Raw genomic sequence first — 17,598 nt, forward strand, 5'->3', positions numbered from 1 at the left:
GACGTGATGAAGGGCGGGACCCGGAGGTCCCGCCCTTCTCTTTCGCTACGGCAGCACGGTCTCCAGCGGGAGGTCCGCCACGTTGCTTCCCACCTTCGCCTTCCAGGTGCCCGGCACGGTTTCCCAGGCGTGGTTCTCCTCGTTCCAGAACTGGAACGAGCGGTCTTCCAGGGGGATTTCCACTTCCACCTGTTCGCCGGGGGCGGCTTCAACGGCCGCGAAGCCTGCGAGGCGGGCTTTCTCGATGCCGCCCTTCACTCTTGCGGCCTCGTCGGGGGACACGTAGACCTGGACGACCTCCCGGCCCGTCACGGCCCCCGTGTTCTTCACCCTGACCTTCACCGCGCCGTCGACTGCCTCGATCGACTCGTACTCCCACTGCGCGTAGGAGAGTCCGTGGCCGAACCAGAACGCCGGCTCGACGGTGCCCCGGCGCTGCCAGGCGCGGTAGCCGATGAAGACGCCCTCGTCGTAGTGGAGCCTGCCGGCGTCGTCGGGGACGACCTGGGTGACGGGGGCGTCGGCGAGGGTCTTCGGCCAGGTGGTGGTGAGGCGGCCGCCGGGTTCGGCGCCGAGGAGGACCTCGGCGAGGGCGTTGCCGCCCTCCTGGCCGGGGAACCAGGTGAGGAGGATGCCCGCGACGTCGTCGGCCCAGGGCATCTCGACCGGGGAGCCGGTGTTGACGACGACGACCGTGTTGGGGTTGGCGGCGGCGACGGCGGCGACGAGTTCGTCCTGGCGGCCGGGGAGGCGCAGGTCGGCGCGGTCGAAGCCCTCGGACTCGGTGAGGGCGGTGGTGGAGACGACGACCACGGCGATCTCGGCGGCGCGGGCCGCCGCGACGGCCTCCTCGATGAGGGTCTGCTCGTCGGGCCGGGGCTCGGTGTGCATGAGCCCGAACAGGACCGAGGGCGGGAAGCCGGGCGGGAAGTCGAACGGCGTGAACTCGTGGCGGAGCGAGACCTCCTGGCCCTCTTCGAGGTGGAGGCGGGTCCGTTCGACCCCCGGGCCGAAGAAGGCTTCGAAGGGGTCGTCCCCGACGAAGTCGTGATCGGCGTCGAACACCGTCTCGCCGTCGATCACGAGCTTGTGGTGGCCGAAGCCGCGGGTGCCGAAGACGTGCTCGCCGGTCTTGGTCGCGGTGTAGCGGCCCTCGACCAGCGCGTGGCCGAACTCGTCGGCGGTGAGGCCGCCGGGCACGTACCCCATCCACTTGACGTCGCCGTTTGCGAGCGGCTCGGCGGGCAGCTGCGTCCCGTCCTTCCTCACGGGCCGCGCGGTGAGCGTGAAGCCGCGGTTCGCGGCCTGGATCTGCTCGAACAGGTCGACGCCCTGGGCGTAGACGACGCGGTCGCCGAGCTTGTCGCGCAGGCCGTCGAGCGGGGAGACCACGTGCGGCGGGAACACCGTCGCGGAGCCGCCGCCGAGGATGCGGGCCTCGTCTGCGGCGGGGCCGATGAGGGCGAGGCTGTGGACGACGTCGCTGTTGAGCGGGAGGATCCTGGTCTCGTCGCCGGCGGGGACGTCGTTCTTGGCGAGGACGAAGGAGCGGCGGGCGATCTCGCGGAGCAGCGCGTCGGGGTCCTCGATCGCCTCCAGGCGGCCGGTGACCGCGGCGTCGACGCCGTCGAGGGCGCCCACGCGGGCGGCGAGCTTGAGGATGCGGCGGACGTTGGCGTCCACGGCCGCCTCGGTCGTGCGGCCCTCGCGGACCGCGTCGACCAGGGCCTTGCCGAACACGGTGAGCGGCCCCGGCATCGCGAGGTCCAGGCCCGCCTCGACGTCCTCGACGGTGTGGCGCGCGGCGCCCCAGTCGGAGACGTTGAAGCCGTCGAAGCCGAACTCCTCTCGGAGGACGTCCATGAGCTCCCGGTGCGCGGTCATGGTGGTGCCGTTGACGGTGTTGTACGCGGTCATGACCCCCCACGGGTTGACCGCGGCGGCGACCATCTCGAAGGGCCGCAGGTACAGCTCGCGCAGGGCCCGCTCGCCGATGACGTTGTCGACGGTGAACCGGTCGGTCTCGGCGTCGTTGGCGACGTAGTGCTTCATGGTGGTGCCGACGCCGCGCTCCTGCACGCCCGCGACGTACGCCTCCGCGATGCGCCCGGTCAGGTACGGGTCCTCGCTGAACGCCTCGAAGTGGCGCCCGCCCAGGGGCGAGCGGTGCAGGTTGATCGTGGGCGCCAGGAGCACGTCCACGTCCTTGCGGCGGGCCTCCGCGGCGAGGAGGTTCCCGATGCGGCGCACCAGGGCCGGGTCCCAGGACGCGGCCTGCGCGGTGGGGCTGGGCAGTGCCAGTGACGGGTCGGCGGCGGTCCAGAAGCGGCCGCGCACGCCGATGGGGCCGTCGGAGACGGTCATCGACCGCAGGCCCGCGTCGGGGGCGGCGAGGGTGCGCCACATGTCGATGCCGGCCAGCAGGTCGGCCTTGGTCTCCAGGTCCAGCTTCGCGAGCGCCGCCTCGACGGCCTCGTCGTAGTCGGGCCGGTCGGCGGGGACGGTCCAGTCGCTCATCTCCGTGCCCTTCCTTTCTCTCGGTCTCTCGGTTTCCTTCGTGGGGGCGTCTGGGGGCCGGAGGCGCGGGGCCTCACGGCACGCTCTTCACGCGGCCCACCGCGGCGACCGCCGCGAGGGAGAAGGCCGCGCACAGGACGAAGAGCAGCGTGTAGTCGGTGTCGCCCAGGGCGAGCAGGCCGGTGGCGACGGGCGGGATGATCGCGCCCGGCAGGCCGTTGGCGAGGTTCGCGACGCCGAGGTCTTTGGCGGGCGCGCCCGGGTCGGGGAGGGTCTGGAAGACGAGGACGCCGTCCATGGCGGCGAACAGCCCGCCCGCGACGGTGAGGAACGCCTGCCCGGCGAGGATCTGCGGGAGGCCGTCGGCGAACGCCATGAGGAGCAGGCCGGTCGCGGCGAGCAGGGCCGCGGCCGCGGCGAACGGGCGGCGGCGCCCGAGGCGGTCGGAGAGCCACCCGGTCCCGAGCGTGACGCCGGTCTGGACGGAGAAGTTCACGAGGAAGACCAGTCCCACCAGGGCGGCGGCCTCGACGGGCGCGAGGTCGAGCCGAGCGGCGAGGAAGTACACCATGTAGGTCGAGGGCGCGGCGACGCCGAAGACGAAGCAGAACTTCGTCAGCCACACCCACCCGAACTGGGGGTGGCGGCGCGGGTCGAAGCCGAAGGTGCCCGCGAACTCCTTGAGCGAGAACGGCTTCAGGGGCGCGTCCACCACCGGGTCGCGGAGCGTCAGCGCGAACGCCCCGGTGAAGGCGAGGACGAGGCCGCACGGGACCAGGAACATGACGGCGGTGTGCTGCGTGGCCGCGGCGATCGCGGAGCCGGTGAGGAACCCGCCGGTGATGGCGGCGCCGAACGCGCCGGAGGCGCGGCCCTGGTCGGCCGCGGGGATGCGCTCGGGGACGGTCGCCATGGTCGCGGCGAGGGCCGCGTTGAACCCGGCCTGGGCGAGCACCCAGCCCGCGACCAGCAGCCACAGCTCCGGTGCGAACGCCACGACGCTCGTCCCGGCGACGCCCGCGAGCGCCCCGCCCGCGATCCAGGGCCGGCGGCGCCCGAACCGGGACCGGGTGCGGTCCGACAGGCGGCCCCACAGCGGGTTGCCGAGCATGCCGACGACGATGCCGGTGGAGATGACCACGGAGTACGCGCCCTCGTAGTCGTCCCCGACGAGCTCGGGGACGCGGATCGCGAGGGTGAGGACGCCGGGGGTGAGGAGCGCGGTCCACAGGCTCCAGTTGGAGAGGGCGGCGCGGAGCACGAACCCGTTCGGCGGGGCCGGGGTCGGATCGGGGGCCAGGGGAGGGGGGACGGGAGGCGGGGCCTGGGTCGAGTCGAGCGCCATCGCTCGGGCTCCTCTGCGTCGAGGGGAAGGAGGGGTCCGCCTTGGAGTCTGCCACTTCTACCGAGCGACCGGTAGTGCATGTTACCGAATCGTGATTATCTATGCTGGAGGGCCATCGAGACCGAGCCCCAGATCGAGGCCAGCCATGCCGAACCCGCCGAGACCGCACGGCGTCCGCCACGGCGCCCGCGGGCAGGCCCGCCGCGAGGAGATCGTGCGCGCCGCCATGGAGGTCATCGCCGAACGCGGCTACCGCGGCGCCAGCCTCGCCGCCGTCGCGGAGAAGGTGGGCCTCACCCAGCAGGGCCTCCTCCACTACTTCCCGTCCAAAGAGGACCTTCTGGTCGCGGTACTCACCATGCGCGACGAGTGGGACCGCGGCGACCGCACCGGCGACAGCAACCCCATGACCGTGGCCCAGACCATCGGCGTCGTCGAGGCCAACGCGCACCGGCTCGCGATCATCCGCACGTTCTCGGCCCTGCTCGGCGAGTCCGTCACCGAGGACCACCCCGCCGAGCCCTACTTCCGCGAGCGCTACCGGCGGGTGCGCCGCGAGATGGCCTCCACCCTGCGCGCGCAGTGGGGTGACCGGCTCCCTTCCGGGCTCACCCCGGAGGAGGCCGCGCCGCTGGTCGTCGCGATCATGGACGGTCTCCAGTTCCAGTGGCTCCACGAACCCGAAGGCGTCGACATGCCCGCATCATTCCGCGCGTTCCTGCGCCTCATCGACCCCGAGGCCGCCGCGTGACGCTGCCCGCGCTCGACGCGCTCGCCTGCCCCAACTGCGGCCAGGCCCTCGACCAGGCCGACCGGCGCCTCTCCTGCCCGGACGGGCACTCCTTCGACCTCGCCAAGCAGGGCTACGCGCCGCTGCTCGCGCCCGGCTCGAACGCCACCACCGGCGACACCGCCGACCAGGTCGCCGCCCGCGAGGAGTTCCTCTCCGCGGGCTTCTACGACCCGCTCCTGAAGGCCGTCGCCGAAGCCTCGCTCACCGACGCCCCCGGCGTCGTGATCGAACCGGGCTGCGGCACCGGCCACTACCTCGCCGCCGCGCTCGCGGCCGCCCCCGGACGCGAGGGCATCGGCCTCGACACCTCCAAGTACGCGCTGCGCCGCTGCGCCAAACGCGAAGTCCCCGAAGCACAAGCGCCGGACACGGACGAACCGCGGCGAGCCGCCGGAACTCAGGCGCGACTCGCCGCGGTGCTCGCCGACGCGTGGAATCGACTCCCTGTACGCGACGGCGCCGCCGCCGCGGTGCTGAACGTCTTCGCCCCCCGCAACGCCGACGAGCTCGCACGCGTCCTCCACCCAAGAGGCGCTCTAGTGGTCCTGACCCCCCGGCTGGACCACCTCCGCGAACTCGTCGACGCCTTGGACTTGCTGAGCGTCGACCCCGCTAAACCGCAGCGGACCGCCGACCAGCTCGGCTCGGCATTCGAGGCCGAGCGGGCCGACGAGATCTCCTATTCGATTGGCCTCGGACACGAGGACGTGCGCCGGCTCGTGGGCATGGGCCCGAGCGCCCGCCACCACGGCCCCGCCGAACTCGACGCGGCCGTGGCCGCGCTCCCCGAGCGGATCGACGTCACCGTCGCGGCGACCGTCGCCCGCTGGCTCCCGAAGGGCTGAGAGCGGCCTGCGAGCCGACCCCTTCCGGTGCCGCGGACGAGGTCGGCCCCCGATGCACTCCCCGTTGCACGGCAAACGCTTCGCACGGAAGTCTTGTCCTCGTTTGCCATGACCGATACGGTACGAGGCATCACCCCCGAAGCACCTGGAGACGAGTTCAATGTTCGATGAGAAGCGGGCGGCCCGGCACGGCCTCGCCCTCACGGCAGCGGGCCTCCTCGCACTCGCCGGATGCTCGACCGGCGACGCCGCGGCCGACGAGAGCGACCGGTTCGAGCTCCCCGACCAGGACGCCGACATGAATCTGTCGGTCGAGATCCTGGAGACCTACGACCACGACCCCGGGTCCTTCACGCAAGGGCTCGAACTCGCCGAGCACCCCGAATACGGGACCGTCCTCTACGAGTCCGCGGGCCTCTACGGCGAGTCCGACATCCGCATCACCGACCCCGCCACCGGCGAGGTCCTCGCCTCCCAGGACCTCCCCGCCGAGGACTTCGCCGAGGGCCTCACCCTCACCGACGACGCGGTCTGGCAGATCACCTGGCAGGAGCACCACGCCTACAAGCGCGACCCCGTCACCCTCGACATCCTCGAAACGGTCGAGTACGAGGGCGAGGGCTGGGGCATCTGCTATGACGGCGAGCGCCTCGTCATGAGCGACGGCTCCGACACCCTCACCTTCCGCGACCCCGCGACCTTCGAGGAGACCGGCACCGTCCAGGTCCAGGACCGGAACGGCGCACCGGTCTACTCGATCAACGAGCTCGAATGCAGCAACGGGTCGGTGTGGGCGAACCTCTGGCAGACCGACCAGATCGTCGCGATCGACCCCGACTCCGGGGCCGTCCAGGCCACGGTCGACGCCGCGGGCCTCCTCACCGGCGACGAGTCCGCCGGGGCCGACGTCCTCAACGGCATCGCCGCCGCCGAAGAGGAGGGCACCTTCTACATCACCGGGAAGCTCTGGCCGAAGCTGTTCCTCGTGCGCTTCGTCTGACCCGTGTGCACAGTGCGCAGACCGTGACAATTCCGCGATTGCGCCGCTGGTCGAGGTGGGCCATGATGACCTCATGGCCCTCACACCCCTTGACCGATTGCTGGAGTACAAGATGCACCTCTTGGCCGACTCCCGGCAGCCCCGTGTCTTCGCCGCCTGGTGGCAGGACCTCACCACCGCCGCGTTCTCGGCGTGGTTCATCGGCGGGCTGATCCTCGACGTCAACGCCCACGCCCAAGGCTGGGCGGAGTCCTTCTTCACCTGGTGGCACCTGGCGTTCTACACCGGGTTCGCCGCCACCGCCGCATGGATCGCCTGGATGCTCGTCCGGGCCCACCGCGCCGACGGCCGCACCGGCATGGCCGCCGTGCCCCACGGCTACGGCCCCGCGATCGTCGGCGTGCCGCTGTTCCTGGTCTCCGGGATCGCCGACATGATCTGGCACGAGCTGCTCGGCGTCGAAGCCGACCTCGACATCTTCTTCAGCCCCTCCCACCTCGGCCTCGCCGTCGCCGGGTGCCTCATCGCCCTGGCGCCGTGGCTGTCCGCGTGGCGCCGCGAGGTGCTCTCGGTCGAACCGGAGCCGATCCCCATCGAGGCGCGGCTCGCCGCGCCCGCGCTGTCCCTCGGCTTCGCGATCGCGACCCTCGTGCTGTTCCTCAACTACCTGGTCCCGTTCACGGACACCCCGTTCGCCACCGGCGTGGCCCTCGAAGGGCGCTTCGGCTTCGACTCGGGCCCGGTGGCGGGCATGGTGTTCACGACGGTGCTGGTGCTCGCGCTGGCGGTGTTCGCGACCGGCCGGTTCCGGCTGCCGCTCGGGTTCTTCACCGTCGCGTTCGCGTACCCGTGCATCATGGCCGGGGCGTTCACCGGCTTCGAGAACGGCGCCTACGTGTGGGTGCTGCTCCTGTCGGGCGCGTGGCTCGACTTCCTGATCTGGCTCATCCGGCCCGAGCTGCGGCGCCGCCGCGACCTCATGGTCCTGGCGGGCGGCTGGGCGGTCCCTGTGTGGGCGGCGTTCATGATCGCGACCGGCGCGCACGCCGGGAACTGGCCGGTCGCCGAGATCGGCCTCGGCGCGCCCGTCGTGGCCGCCGCGGTCGGGTGCCTGTTCATGCTGGTGGTCCAGCCCGAGCACCGCGACGCGGTGCGCCCGAACCCGGCCGAGCCGTCCCCGTTCGACGACGTGATCGCCCGCGCGAAGGCCATGACGGCCAACCGCGGGCCCGAGCAGCAGTAGCAGTGCGGCCGCCGACCCGCGTGGGTCGGCGGCCGTTCGCATTACTTCAGGGCCGCAAGGCTCTCGATCATCAGCGCCTCGGTGATGAGCGCCGTGCTCGTGCCCTTCGAGCGGCACGCGTACGCGCCCGCGACCCGGCCCGCCGCAAGGGCCCCGGCGAGGTCCTCGCCGCGGCCGCGGGCCCACAGCAGGCCCGACACGAACGCGTCCCCGGCGCCGTTGGAGTCCACCGGCGCCCACTCGGCCCACTCCGGGGAGACTGCGCCGAGCTCGGCGACCGGGTCGATGGCCTGGTAGCGCTCGACGGCGCCGCCGCGTTCGAGGACGTACCCGCCGTGCTCGCCGTCGGTCGCGATGACGACCGAGGCCCGGCCGTTGTCGATGATCCAGCGCATGGCCTTCTCCGGGTCGCCGCCGAGGCGGGCCGCGGAGAGGGTCACGAGGTCGGCGCGGCGCGCGAAGTCCTTCTGGTGCTCGGCCTCGCCGTCCCAGCCGTGCAGGTCGGTGGAGACGGTGACGCCCTCGGGGATCGCGGCGAGCACGTCGCGGGTGTGGTTGGGGATCGAGACGTGGACGTGCTTCGCCTCGGCCACATGGGGTCCGAAGAACGACGCGGGCATCCGCAGCTCGGGGGCGTGGCGGTAGTCGTAGAAGGAGTAGCGGCGGCCCCCGGCGTCGACGAGGTTCACCGAGCGCGAGGTGCCGTTCGGGGAGATCAGGTACCGGAAGTCCAGGCCGTGCGCGTCGTAGTGGCGGCGCACGAGCGCGCCCTGCTCGTCCTCGCCGATGTAGTCGATGAACCGCGTGGCGAGCCCGAGGTGGAGGCACCCGAGCGCGACCCCGTTCCCGGTGTGCGCCACGTAGTCGAGGATCGGCTCCACGCCGAGCGAGTCGCCTTCGCCGATCGCGATCTCCGGGACGCGCACGATGGTGTCGACGCCGACGCCGCCGACGACCAGGATGTCCAGCATGTGATTGCTTCCTTTGAAAGAGTTTGCAGGAAAGTGTGGAATCTGTTGCGAGGGCAACCCTATGGGAACGACTGTGCCAGGGTCAATACCGATGCTCACGCTCAGGGAGGCACCATGGTCAAGCTGGCCGTCATCCACTATTCGCAGACCGGGAACGTCTACGAGATGGCGCGCACCGCCGCGAGGGAGGGCCAGGACGCCGGGGCCGAGGTGCGCCTGCGGAAGGTGCGCGAGCTCGCCCCGCCCGAGGCCGTCGCCTCGAACGAGGCGTGGGCCAACCACTTCGAGGCCAGCGCCGACGTGCAGGAGGCGACGCTCGACGACCTCGACTGGGCCGACGCGGTCCTGTGGGGCACGCCGACGCGGTACGGGCTGCCGACCGCGCAGATCAAGCAGTTCATCGACACGACCGGTCCGCTGTGGCAGCAGGGGAAGCTGGCCGACAAGGTGATGTCGACGTTCACGTCGACGCAGACGAGCCACGGCGGCCAGGAGTCGACGATCCTCGCGATGAACAACACGTTCTACCACTGGGGCGCGATCATCGTCTCGCCCGGCTACACCGACCCGCTCCAGTTCGACGTGGAGATCGGGAACCCCTACGGCGCCAGCCACATCGGGCTGATGGGCCCGGTGGGGGAGAAGAACCGGGTGGCGGTGGCGATCCAGACCAAGCGCGTGGTGTCGATCGCGAGGCGCCTGCACGGCTGAACGCACGGCGAAGGGCCCCGGGGATCGCCCCGGGGCCCTTTCTCGTGTCTCTAGCTCGGCTGGACGACGCCGCGGCGGATCGCGTAGGCGAGGGTCGCCGCGCCCAGGGCCGGGCCCCAGACGTAGAACGGGAACGACCAGATCAGCTCCGGGGCGTCCTGGCGGATCGCCAAGGCCGCGAAGGGGAGCGACATGAACGTGAACATGGCTGCCATGACCGAGGCGGGGACGATCGCGACCATCGGCGGGACCGGGCGGCCCTTGAGGCCGGGCATCCAGAACGGCCAGCGGGTGCCCCACCGGTAGGTCATGCCGAGGCACAGGACGCCGCCGCCGAGGGCCGCGAGGCCCAGGCACAGGCCCCACACGCGGGTGGCCGGGTCGATCATGGAGCTGTCGAGCGGGCCGCCGACCCACGCCCACGGCGTCAGCCACGACATGCGCACCAGACCGTAGGGGAGCGAGCAGGCGAACGCGATCCACGCGGCGGTGCGGCCCCAGCGGGCGGCGCGCTCGGGGGCGAGCCAGGCCGCGGCGGGCCTGTCGCTCTGCCCGTGGAGGACCAGGTGCAGGACGAGGGCCGCCCAGATGCCGCCGCCGACGGTCATCCACACCTGCACGAGCATGTAGGCGGCGATGTCGGCGAAGGTGCCGCCGAGCATCGACAGGAAGTCCCCGGCCGCGGCGTAGTCGATAACCCCGCTGAACCCCAGGGCCACGAGGAGGCCCGCGACGACCAGGCCCGCGACGGTCTTGGCGACGGGGCCGCGGGCGAGGAGCACCGGGCTCGCGGCGATGAGGAGCGGGATGAACAGCGCGCACAGGTACCCGGCGAAGGACATCGGCGCGGAAGTGCTCATGAGGACGCCGAAGACGACGGCGAACAGGGCCGGGACGGCCCAGCGGGCGGCGCGGGACGCGAGGAGCCCGAGGACCCCGGCGGCGATGAGCGCGGCGGGCCCGGCCCAGTCGGGGACGGCCTCGGGGAGGCGGATCGTCGGCTCGTACAGCTCGTGCGAGAACGGGCCGGTGGCCGGGTCGAGGAGCTGCCAGAGCCCGATGGGGATGACGGTGAGGGACCAGAGGAACGCCGCGAGGGCGGCGCGTCCGGTGCGGCGCTGGGTGGCGGTGTTGGTTGTCATGCATTGAGCTTCGCCGCGGGCGGGCCCGGTTCCCTCCCGCGCGCGGGCGAACCGCCTCCCCCTCGCGGGGGAACCGCTCGGGGGACCCGGTTGCGAAACGCGGCCTTCCCTTCCCCGCAAAGCGATTGCAATACCGGATCGGGAAGGTCACGGAGCCATCACGAACTGGAACGGGTCCGGTCACGGCGTATGGCGACGACACCCCGCCTGCCATAGGCTGTAACTCGGATCACGTCAACCTCCATATCCACCTGCGGATCCATCTCGAACACTCAATAGGAGAAACCATGGCTCGCTTTCCCCGAGCACTGCTCGCTGTAGCCACCGCCGGTGTCACGGCCTTCTCGCTCGCCGCGTGCGGCGAGGACGAGGACCCGTCGTCGTCCGGCGGCGAATGCACCGAGAGCGACGAGGCGCTGAAGATCGGCACGATCCTCCCGCAGACCGGTTCGCTCGCGTTCCTCGGCCCGCCCGAATTCGCCGGCGTCCACCTTGCCCAGCAGGAGATCAACGAGTTCGGCGGCGTGCTCGGCAGCTGTGTCACCGTCCTGGACCAGGACTCGGGCGACACCTCCACCGACATCGCCAGCCAGTCCGCCGACGCCCTCATCAACCAGGGCGTGCACGCGGTCATCGGCGCCGCGTCCTCGGGCGTCTCCTTCCAGTTCATCGACAAGCTGTACGAAGAGGGCATCGTCCAGGTGTCCCCGGCGAACACGTCCCCGGACTTCACGGACTACGAGCGCGGCGACTACTACTTCCGCACCGCGCCCTCCGACATCCTCCAGGGCCGCGTCCTCGCCGACACGATCATCCAGGACGGCCACGAGAAGATCGCGATCCTCGCCCTCCAGGACGCCTACGGCGAGGGCCTGGCGGCCTCCGTCGAGGAGAACTTCACCGAGTTCGGCGGCGAGGTCGTCCTCAAGACGATCTACGACCCGACCGCGACCGAGTTCTCCGCCGAGGTCAGCGCCGTCGCCGACTCCGGCGCCGACGCGATCGTCCTCGTCACCTTCAACGAGATCGTCAACCTCGGCCCGGCCCTCGCCGAGGGCGGCCTGAGCGCCCAGGACGTCCCCTGGTACCTCGTGGACGGCAACCTGGCCGACTACAGCGAGACCTTCCCGGCCGGCTTCATGGAGGGCGCCAAGGGCACCTTCCCGGGCGCCGACCCGGCCGAGATCCGCGACCGCCTCCTCGAAGTCGACCCTGAGCTGACCGACTTCACGTACGGCCCCGAGTCCTACGACGCCACCTCGCTCGTCGCGCTCGCGGCGATCGCCGGCGACAGCATCGACTCCGAGACCATCAAGGACAACCTGGTCGACGTCTCCAGCGGCGGCACCAAGTGCACCGGCTTCACCGAGTGCGCCGAGCTGCTCGCCGAGGACAACACCGCCGACATCGACTACGACGGCTACTCCGGCCCGATCGAGTTCTCGCCTGAAGGCGACGTCACCGCGGCGACGATCGGCGTCTACCAGTACCTGCCCGACAACACCTACGAGAACCTCACCTACAGCTTCGGCGAACTGAGCTAACCGAAGCCGCGCAAGCGAAAGCCCCCCGGGACCACAGGACCCGGGGGGCTTCTCACTGCCTTGCTAGCTGGCCCGGCCGAGCGTGCCGAGGTACAGCTCCACGACCTTCGGGTCGTCGATCAGGCCGTCACCGGGGCCGGTGTAGGCGCTGCGGCCCTGGTCCAGCACGTAGCCGCGGTCGCAGATCTGGAGGCACCGCCGCGCGTTCTGCTCGACCATGACCACCGTGACGCCGGTCTGGTTGATCTGCTTCGTGTTGAAGAAGACCTCGTCCTGCATCGCGGGGGACAGGCCCGCCGACGGCTCGTCCAGCAGCAGCACCGACGGCTCCATCATGAGCGCCCGGCCCATCGCCACCATCTGCCGCTCGCCGCCCGAGAGCGACCCGGCCCGCTGCGCGCGCCGGTCCCCGAGCACCGGGAACAGGTCCGTCACGAAATCGAACCGCTCCTTGAACGCCTTGGGCCGCAGGAACACCCCCATTTCGAGGTTCTCCTCGACCGTGAGCGCCGCGAACACGTTGTTCGTCTGCGGCACGAACCCCACGCCCAGCGGCACCAGCTGGTGCGCCTTGCGGTTGGTGATGTCCTCCCCGCGCAGCACGACCTTCCCCGACGAGATACCCACCAGCCCGAACATGGCCTTCAGCAGCGTCGACTTCCCGGCCCCGTTCGGGCCGATGATGCCGACGAGCTCGCCCTCGTTCGCGTACAGGTCGGTCCCGTTCAGGATGGACACGCCCGGGATGTACCCCGCGGTGACCTCGTCGGCGCGCAGCAGCGCGTCCCCCGAGGCCGCCAGGTGCCCTTCACGGCTGCACACCTCGGTGGACGAATCGGCGGTCTCGTCGATCGGGGCGCCCGTCGGGCCGATCCCCTCGGTCTCGTTGTCGCTCATACCGCCTCCTAATGCTGGGCCGCGTCGTGGTGGGCGCCCAGGTACGCGTCGATCACCCGCTGGTCCGCCGAGATCTGGTCCGGCGTCCCCTCGGTGATCAGCTGCCCGGCCGCCATCACGGCGACCCAGTCCGCGATCTCGTGGACCATGTCCATGTCGTGCTCGACGAACAGCACGGTCATGCCCTCTTCGCGCAGGCCCTTGATGTGCTCCAGCAGCGACTGCTTCAGCGCCGGGTTCACCCCGGCCATCGGCTCGTCCAGCATGATCATCTTCGGCTTCAGCATGAGCGCCCGCGCCATCTCCAAGAGCTTCCGCTGCCCGCCGGAGAGCTCCCCGGCGTAGTGGTCGCGCTTGTCGGCGAGCTTGAACCGCTCCAGCAGGTCCAGGGCCCGCGCGGCGTTCTGCGCCTCCTCCTTCAGCCACAGCAACCGGAACGGGGCCGCCCACAGCCGCTCCCCGCGCTGCCTGTCGGCGCCGATGAGCATGTTCTCCAGCACCGTCATGCGCGACAGCGCCTTCGTGAGCTGGAACGTGCGGACCATGCCCGACCGGGCCACCTGGTACGACCGCATGCGGTCGGCCCGGCGCCCGTCGAACTCCCACGAGCCCTTCGAGGGCCGGTCGAACCCGGTGAGCAGGTTGAAGAACGTGGTCTTCCCCGCCCCGTTCGGGCCGATGAGCGCGGTGATCGCGCCCCGCTGGACCTCGATGTGCTCGACGTCCACGGCCACGAGGCCGCCGAACGCGCGCCGCACCCCGGTCGCCGCCAGGATCGCGTCCTGCTTCGGCGCCCCCGGCTCGGCCGGGACGCCGGCGAGTGCCGCGCGCGCGGCGGCGACCCCCGCCTTCTCCTTATCGGACATCGAACATCAGCTCCTTCCGGTTGCCGATGAGCCCCTGCGGCCGGAAGATCAGCAGCAGGACCATTCCCAGCCCGAGCAGGAAGAACACCAGCGGGCCCACCTGCGTCGAGTCGATCACGCTCGGCGGGACCACCTCGGCCTGGATCGCCTGGATGAGCCCCTGCGCGAGGATGTTGTACAGGAACCAGAACAGCGCCGCGCCGAGCACCGGCCCGAAGATCCGGGCCGCGCCGCCGAGGATGAGCACCACGTAGAAGTAGAACGTGAAGTCCGTGGTGAACCCGTCCGGCTGGACGTTCGCGCGGCTCAGTGCGAACACGAAGCCCGCGACCGCGCCGATGATCCCGCCCAGGACCAGCGCCTGCATCTTGTACGCGAAGACGTTCTTGCCGAGGCTGCGCACGGCCTCCTCGTCCTCGCGGATGCCCTTGAGGACCCGGCCCCACGGGCTGTGGATCAGGAACGCCATGACCGTCAGGATGACCGCCACCAGCGCCCACCCCACGACCATGACCCACGTGTCCCGGTACGAGTACTGGAGCATGAAGATCCCGAAGTCCACCACGAGGCGGCCGTTGTCCATCGACACGAACAGGAACGACCAGGTCGTGTCGCGGGCCCACGGGATCATCTCGAAGAACGGCTCCGAGAAGCCGCGCATGCCGTCCGAGCCGCCGGTGGTGTCCGCCCAGACCGTGGCGCGCGCGATGCGCCGCACGATCTCGGCCGCCGCGATCGTCACGATCGCGAGGTAGTCCGCCCGCAGCCGCAGTGTCGGGATACCGAGCAGCAGCGCCATGACGCACGCCGCGAGGAGTCCGACCACGATGCCCCACCAGAACGGCAGGCCCCACGCGACCACGCTGAGCGCCAGGCCGTACGCGCCCATGGCGGCGAACGCCGCCTGGCCGAAGTTGAGCAGGCCCGTGTATCCGAACTGGAGGTTCAGGCCGATCGCGCCGAGGGCGTAAATGAGCATCGTCGGGCCGATGGCCTGCGTGAGCGCCTGGCTGAATACGAATTGCCAATCCATCGCGTGGCCCCCCTATCCGATTCGCTCGCGGCGGCCCAGGATGCCCTGGGGACGGGTGAGCATGATGATGATGAGGACGACCAGCGCGCCGACGTACTTCAGCTCGGGCGCGATCACGAGGGTCGACATCTGCACGAACACGCCGATGAGCATCGCGCCGACGAACGCGCCGAACGCGGTGCCGAGCCCGCCGAGGACCACGGCCGCGAACACGAGCAGCAGCAGGTGCTGGCCCATGTCGAACTTGACGCCGTCGCTGATCGACAGGAACACGCCCGACATCGCGGCGAGCGCGCCGCCGATCGTCCACACCAGGCGGATGACCTTGTTCACGTCGATGCCGGTGGAGGCCGCGAGCGACGGGTTGTCCGCCACCGCGCGCGTCGCCTTGCCGAGCCTGGTGAACACCAGGGCCAGGCCCACCGCGACGCAGACCGCGAGCGCGATCCCGCCGGTGACGACCTCCTTCGGGGTGATCACCAGCCAGCCGAAGTCCCAGGGCTTCTGCCCCACGTACTCGGTGTAGCGCTGGCGCTCGCCGCCGACGAAGAACAGCGTCGCGTTGCGGATGAGCAGTGCCACGCCGATCGAGATGATCATCATCGAGACCAGGCCGGTCCCTCTGCGGCGCAAGGGGGCCCACAGGCCCCAGTCCTGCGCCCAGCCGAACGCGGCGCCCAGGACGACCGCGGCGATGGCCGCGAGCCAGACGGGCACGCCGAACGTGACGTTGAACAGCAGCGCCATGACGCCGCCGAAGGTGACCAGGTCGCCGTGGGCGAAGTTGGTGAGGCCCGTCGTGCCGAAGACCATGGAGAGGCCGACGGCCGCGAGGGCGATCATGAGGCCGAAGTGCAGGCCGGAGACCAGGAGGCTGATGGCGCGGGTCGCCCCGCCCTCGCCTTCGATCTCGCCCACTTCGTCGGCGGCGGCGTCGTCCGCGGCGGCGTCGTCCTCGCTCTCGGAGGACTCCTCGCCGGGCTCGCCGCTCGCGTCGCCGGAGGGCGTCTCGCCGCTACCGCCGGGGCTCTCGCCCGGGGTGCAGCCGTCCACCTGGGTGTCGAGCGGGAACAGGGCGGTGCGGTCGCCGGTGACGTTGACTTCGAGCTGCGGTTTGCAGTTGCGGACGACGAGCCCCTCGGGCAGGGTGGACTCGTCCAGGGTGACGATGTAGTCGCCCTCGGCGTCCAGGGGGACGGCCCAGGAGCCGTCCTCGGCGGTGGTGACGGTGGCGATCTCCGCGCCCGCCGCGTCGGTCACGGTGATCGACACGCCTGCTACGGGCTGCTCGGTCTGGTCGTCGAGTGTGCCGTGGACGCCGAACGCGTCCTGTGCGGCGGCGCTGCTGCTCACCCCCAGACACAGCGACAGGCCGGCCAGCGCAGCCGACAGCAGCAACAATGCTCGTCTCAATGGGCCCCCTCGGGAGGTTTGGGCGTCGGAACCCGCCGGGTGTGCAACGTTCGAGAAACACGGAACGGCGGGAGTGAGTCGGATCTTAAAGAGACCTGCCTGACAACAGCACGTGTCGTTATAGAACCGTTGCAAATGTGGCGCGAATGTTACCGCCGCGTCGCCTGCGACTCGGCGCCCGTGCCACGCGGTCGTTTCGGTCTCGTTCGGCACCAGCGAACACTTCCCCGCGCCCCGGCCCGCCGCCGCACCCCGATTTCTCCCCCCTTGCTGCCCTGGGGCCACCGCGCCGACACGGGGTGTGAGAGGATATTGCCCGCTCGGGGCAGTAGCTCAGCTGGTTAGAGCAGGGGACTCATAATCCCTGGGTCGCGGGTTCAAGTCCTGCCTGCCCTACGCAGAAGGCCCCGCTTCTGCGGGGCCTTTCGTATTTCCTCTTCCTTTGTCCGCCAACGGACTCCGTTTACCAGGGGACGGTCGTGTCCTTGTGGTACTCCAGTCCTTCTTGGAAGAAGCCGCCATTGGGGCCGGTTTCGTCCAGGAGGGAGAGGTCGATGGCTACCTTTGCTGAGAGGGCGGGGTCGCGCCAGCCTTGGTTGTGGTTGAGGTCTGTTTTGGTGTAGCCCGGGGTCATGGCGTTGATCTTGATGGGGGTGTCCTTGAACTCCTTGGCGTAGGAGACGGTGAGCATGTTGAGGGCGGACTTGGAGGCGGCGTAGGCGCCGCCCTGCATCTTCGCGAATTCGTGGTCGCCGGTCATGAAGCCGAAGGAGCCGACCTCGCTGGAGACGTTCACGATGCGCGGGGCCTCTGATTTGCGGAGGAGCGGCAGGAACGCGTTCGTCACCGCCACGACGCCGATTACGTTGGTCTCGAAGACTTTCCGCGTGGTGGCCACGGTCAGTTCGCTCGTGTTCCAGCCCCCATCGGCTAGGGCGATCCCGGCGTTGTTCACCAGGATGTCGAGCGACTGCATCTGAGCCACTGCTGCGGCGATTGAAGCCTCGTCGGTCACGTCGAGTTGGAGGAATTCGACCTCCACTCCTTCTTCTCGGAGTTTCTCAACCGCTTCCTTGCCCCTTTCCTCCGAGCGGGCCGCCGCCCACACCTTGACGCCCTTCGAGCCGAGGCCCTTGGCGATCTCGTATCCGATTCCCTTGTTCGCGCCCGTGACGAGCGCCGTCCTCTGTTCCATGCCACGAGCCTGCGCCCGATCCCGCGACCTGCAAAGAGCACCGCTTATGGTGGTACATCCGGTACCTGGCTGCGCGGCGCGAA

At 70.5% G+C, this 17,598-nt stretch carries 15 protein-coding genes and 1 tRNA gene; 7 read left to right on the forward strand and 9 right to left on the reverse strand.

The window, feature by feature from the left end; translation table 11 throughout:
* Window positions 1–45 precede the first annotated feature (45 nt).
* Both AB0A65_RS20075 and AB0A65_RS20080 read right to left on the reverse strand, forming a co-directional pair.
* Window positions 46–2,517, reverse strand: coding sequence for a glycoside hydrolase family 3 C-terminal domain-containing protein (locus AB0A65_RS20075; protein ID WP_359953185.1), 2,472 nt, complete (start codon window positions 2,515–2,517; stop codon window positions 46–48).
* A 73-nt stretch (window positions 2,518–2,590) separates the two neighbouring features.
* The gene (locus AB0A65_RS20080; RefSeq protein WP_359953187.1) at window positions 2,591–3,862 is read right to left on the reverse strand and encodes an MFS transporter; all 1,272 of its coding nucleotides are present in this window, start codon (window positions 3,860–3,862) and stop codon (window positions 2,591–2,593) included.
* Between the two features lie 145 nt (window positions 3,863–4,007).
* Here AB0A65_RS20080 and AB0A65_RS20085 point away from each other — a divergent pair, with 145 nt between their 5' ends.
* The 4 genes from AB0A65_RS20085 to AB0A65_RS20100 all read left to right on the forward strand — a co-directional run bounded on the left by AB0A65_RS20085 (window position 4,008) and on the right by AB0A65_RS20100 (window position 7,743).
* Window positions 4,008–4,613, forward strand: coding sequence for a helix-turn-helix domain-containing protein (locus tag AB0A65_RS20085; protein ID WP_359953189.1), 606 nt, complete (start codon window positions 4,008–4,010; stop codon window positions 4,611–4,613).
* Window positions 4,610–5,500, forward strand: coding sequence for a putative RNA methyltransferase (locus AB0A65_RS20090; RefSeq protein WP_359953191.1), 891 nt, complete (start codon window positions 4,610–4,612; stop codon window positions 5,498–5,500). The genes AB0A65_RS20085 and AB0A65_RS20090 overlap by 4 nt, the downstream gene beginning before the upstream one ends.
* 160 nt (window positions 5,501–5,660) lie before the next feature.
* The gene (locus AB0A65_RS20095) at window positions 5,661–6,500 is read left to right on the forward strand and encodes a glutaminyl-peptide cyclotransferase (protein ID WP_359953193.1); all 840 of its coding nucleotides are present in this window, start codon (window positions 5,661–5,663) and stop codon (window positions 6,498–6,500) included.
* Window positions 6,501–6,573: 73 nt separating this feature from the next.
* Window positions 6,574–7,743, forward strand: coding sequence for a hypothetical protein (locus tag AB0A65_RS20100; protein WP_359953195.1), 1,170 nt, complete (start codon window positions 6,574–6,576; stop codon window positions 7,741–7,743).
* 41 nt (window positions 7,744–7,784) lie between these two features.
* On the opposite strand, the gene AB0A65_RS20105 is transcribed toward AB0A65_RS20100, so the two are convergent.
* Entirely contained in the window at window positions 7,785–8,714 is a 930-nt protein-coding gene (locus AB0A65_RS20105; protein ID WP_359953199.1) for a carbohydrate kinase family protein, read from the reverse strand.
* Window positions 8,715–8,828: 114 nt separating this feature from the next.
* On the opposite strand from AB0A65_RS20105, the gene wrbA reads away from it, so the two are divergent.
* The gene (gene wrbA, locus AB0A65_RS20110) at window positions 8,829–9,425 is read left to right on the forward strand and encodes an NAD(P)H:quinone oxidoreductase (protein WP_359953201.1); all 597 of its coding nucleotides are present in this window, start codon (window positions 8,829–8,831) and stop codon (window positions 9,423–9,425) included.
* Between the two features lie 50 nt (window positions 9,426–9,475).
* Here wrbA and AB0A65_RS20115 read toward each other — a convergent pair whose 3' ends face one another.
* On the reverse strand, window positions 9,476–10,567 hold the full coding sequence (locus AB0A65_RS20115) for a hypothetical protein (RefSeq protein ID WP_359953203.1): 1,092 nt from the start codon (window positions 10,565–10,567) through the stop codon (window positions 9,476–9,478).
* A gap of 287 nt (window positions 10,568–10,854) precedes the next feature.
* On the opposite strand from AB0A65_RS20115, the gene AB0A65_RS20120 reads away from it, so the two are divergent.
* Window positions 10,855–12,111 carry an ABC transporter substrate-binding protein gene (locus tag AB0A65_RS20120; RefSeq protein WP_359953205.1) on the forward strand — a complete coding sequence of 419 codons (1,257 nt, stop codon included), beginning with the start codon at window positions 10,855–10,857 and terminating at the stop codon, window positions 12,109–12,111.
* 63 nt (window positions 12,112–12,174) lie between these two features.
* On the opposite strand, the gene AB0A65_RS20125 is transcribed toward AB0A65_RS20120, so the two are convergent.
* Genes AB0A65_RS20125 through AB0A65_RS20140 form a run of 4 tightly spaced genes read right to left on the reverse strand, consistent with a single transcriptional unit; the run spans window position 12,175 to window position 16,260 of the window.
* Window positions 12,175–13,008: an ABC transporter ATP-binding protein gene (locus AB0A65_RS20125; protein ID WP_359953207.1), complete on the reverse strand. Its 834-nt coding sequence runs from the start codon at window positions 13,006–13,008 to the stop codon at window positions 12,175–12,177.
* A gap of 8 nt (window positions 13,009–13,016) precedes the next feature.
* Window positions 13,017–13,874 carry an ABC transporter ATP-binding protein gene (locus AB0A65_RS20130; protein ID WP_359953209.1) on the reverse strand — a complete coding sequence of 286 codons (858 nt, stop codon included), beginning with the start codon at window positions 13,872–13,874 and terminating at the stop codon, window positions 13,017–13,019.
* Entirely contained in the window at window positions 13,864–14,907 is a 1,044-nt protein-coding gene (locus tag AB0A65_RS20135; protein WP_359953211.1) for a branched-chain amino acid ABC transporter permease, read from the reverse strand. The genes AB0A65_RS20130 and AB0A65_RS20135 overlap by 11 nt, the downstream gene beginning before the upstream one ends.
* 12 nt (window positions 14,908–14,919) lie before the next feature.
* Window positions 14,920–16,260 (reverse strand): branched-chain amino acid ABC transporter permease, encoded by a 1,341-nt coding sequence (locus AB0A65_RS20140; RefSeq protein ID WP_359953212.1) that lies wholly within the window; start codon window positions 16,258–16,260, stop codon window positions 14,920–14,922.
* Between the two features lie 382 nt (window positions 16,261–16,642).
* On the opposite strand from AB0A65_RS20140, the gene AB0A65_RS20145 reads away from it, so the two are divergent.
* A tRNA-Ile gene (locus tag AB0A65_RS20145) sits at window positions 16,643–16,716 on the forward strand.
* A gap of 67 nt (window positions 16,717–16,783) precedes the next feature.
* Here the strand turns inward: AB0A65_RS20145 and AB0A65_RS20150 are convergent.
* A complete protein-coding gene (locus tag AB0A65_RS20150) occupies window positions 16,784–17,515 on the reverse strand; it encodes an SDR family oxidoreductase (protein WP_359953214.1) in 732 nt (243 codons plus the stop codon).
* Window positions 17,516–17,598 lie beyond the last annotated feature (83 nt).

The organism is Glycomyces sp. NPDC047010 (assembly GCF_040644205.1).
Lineage (GTDB): Bacteria > Actinomycetota > Actinomycetes > Mycobacteriales > Micromonosporaceae > Glycomyces.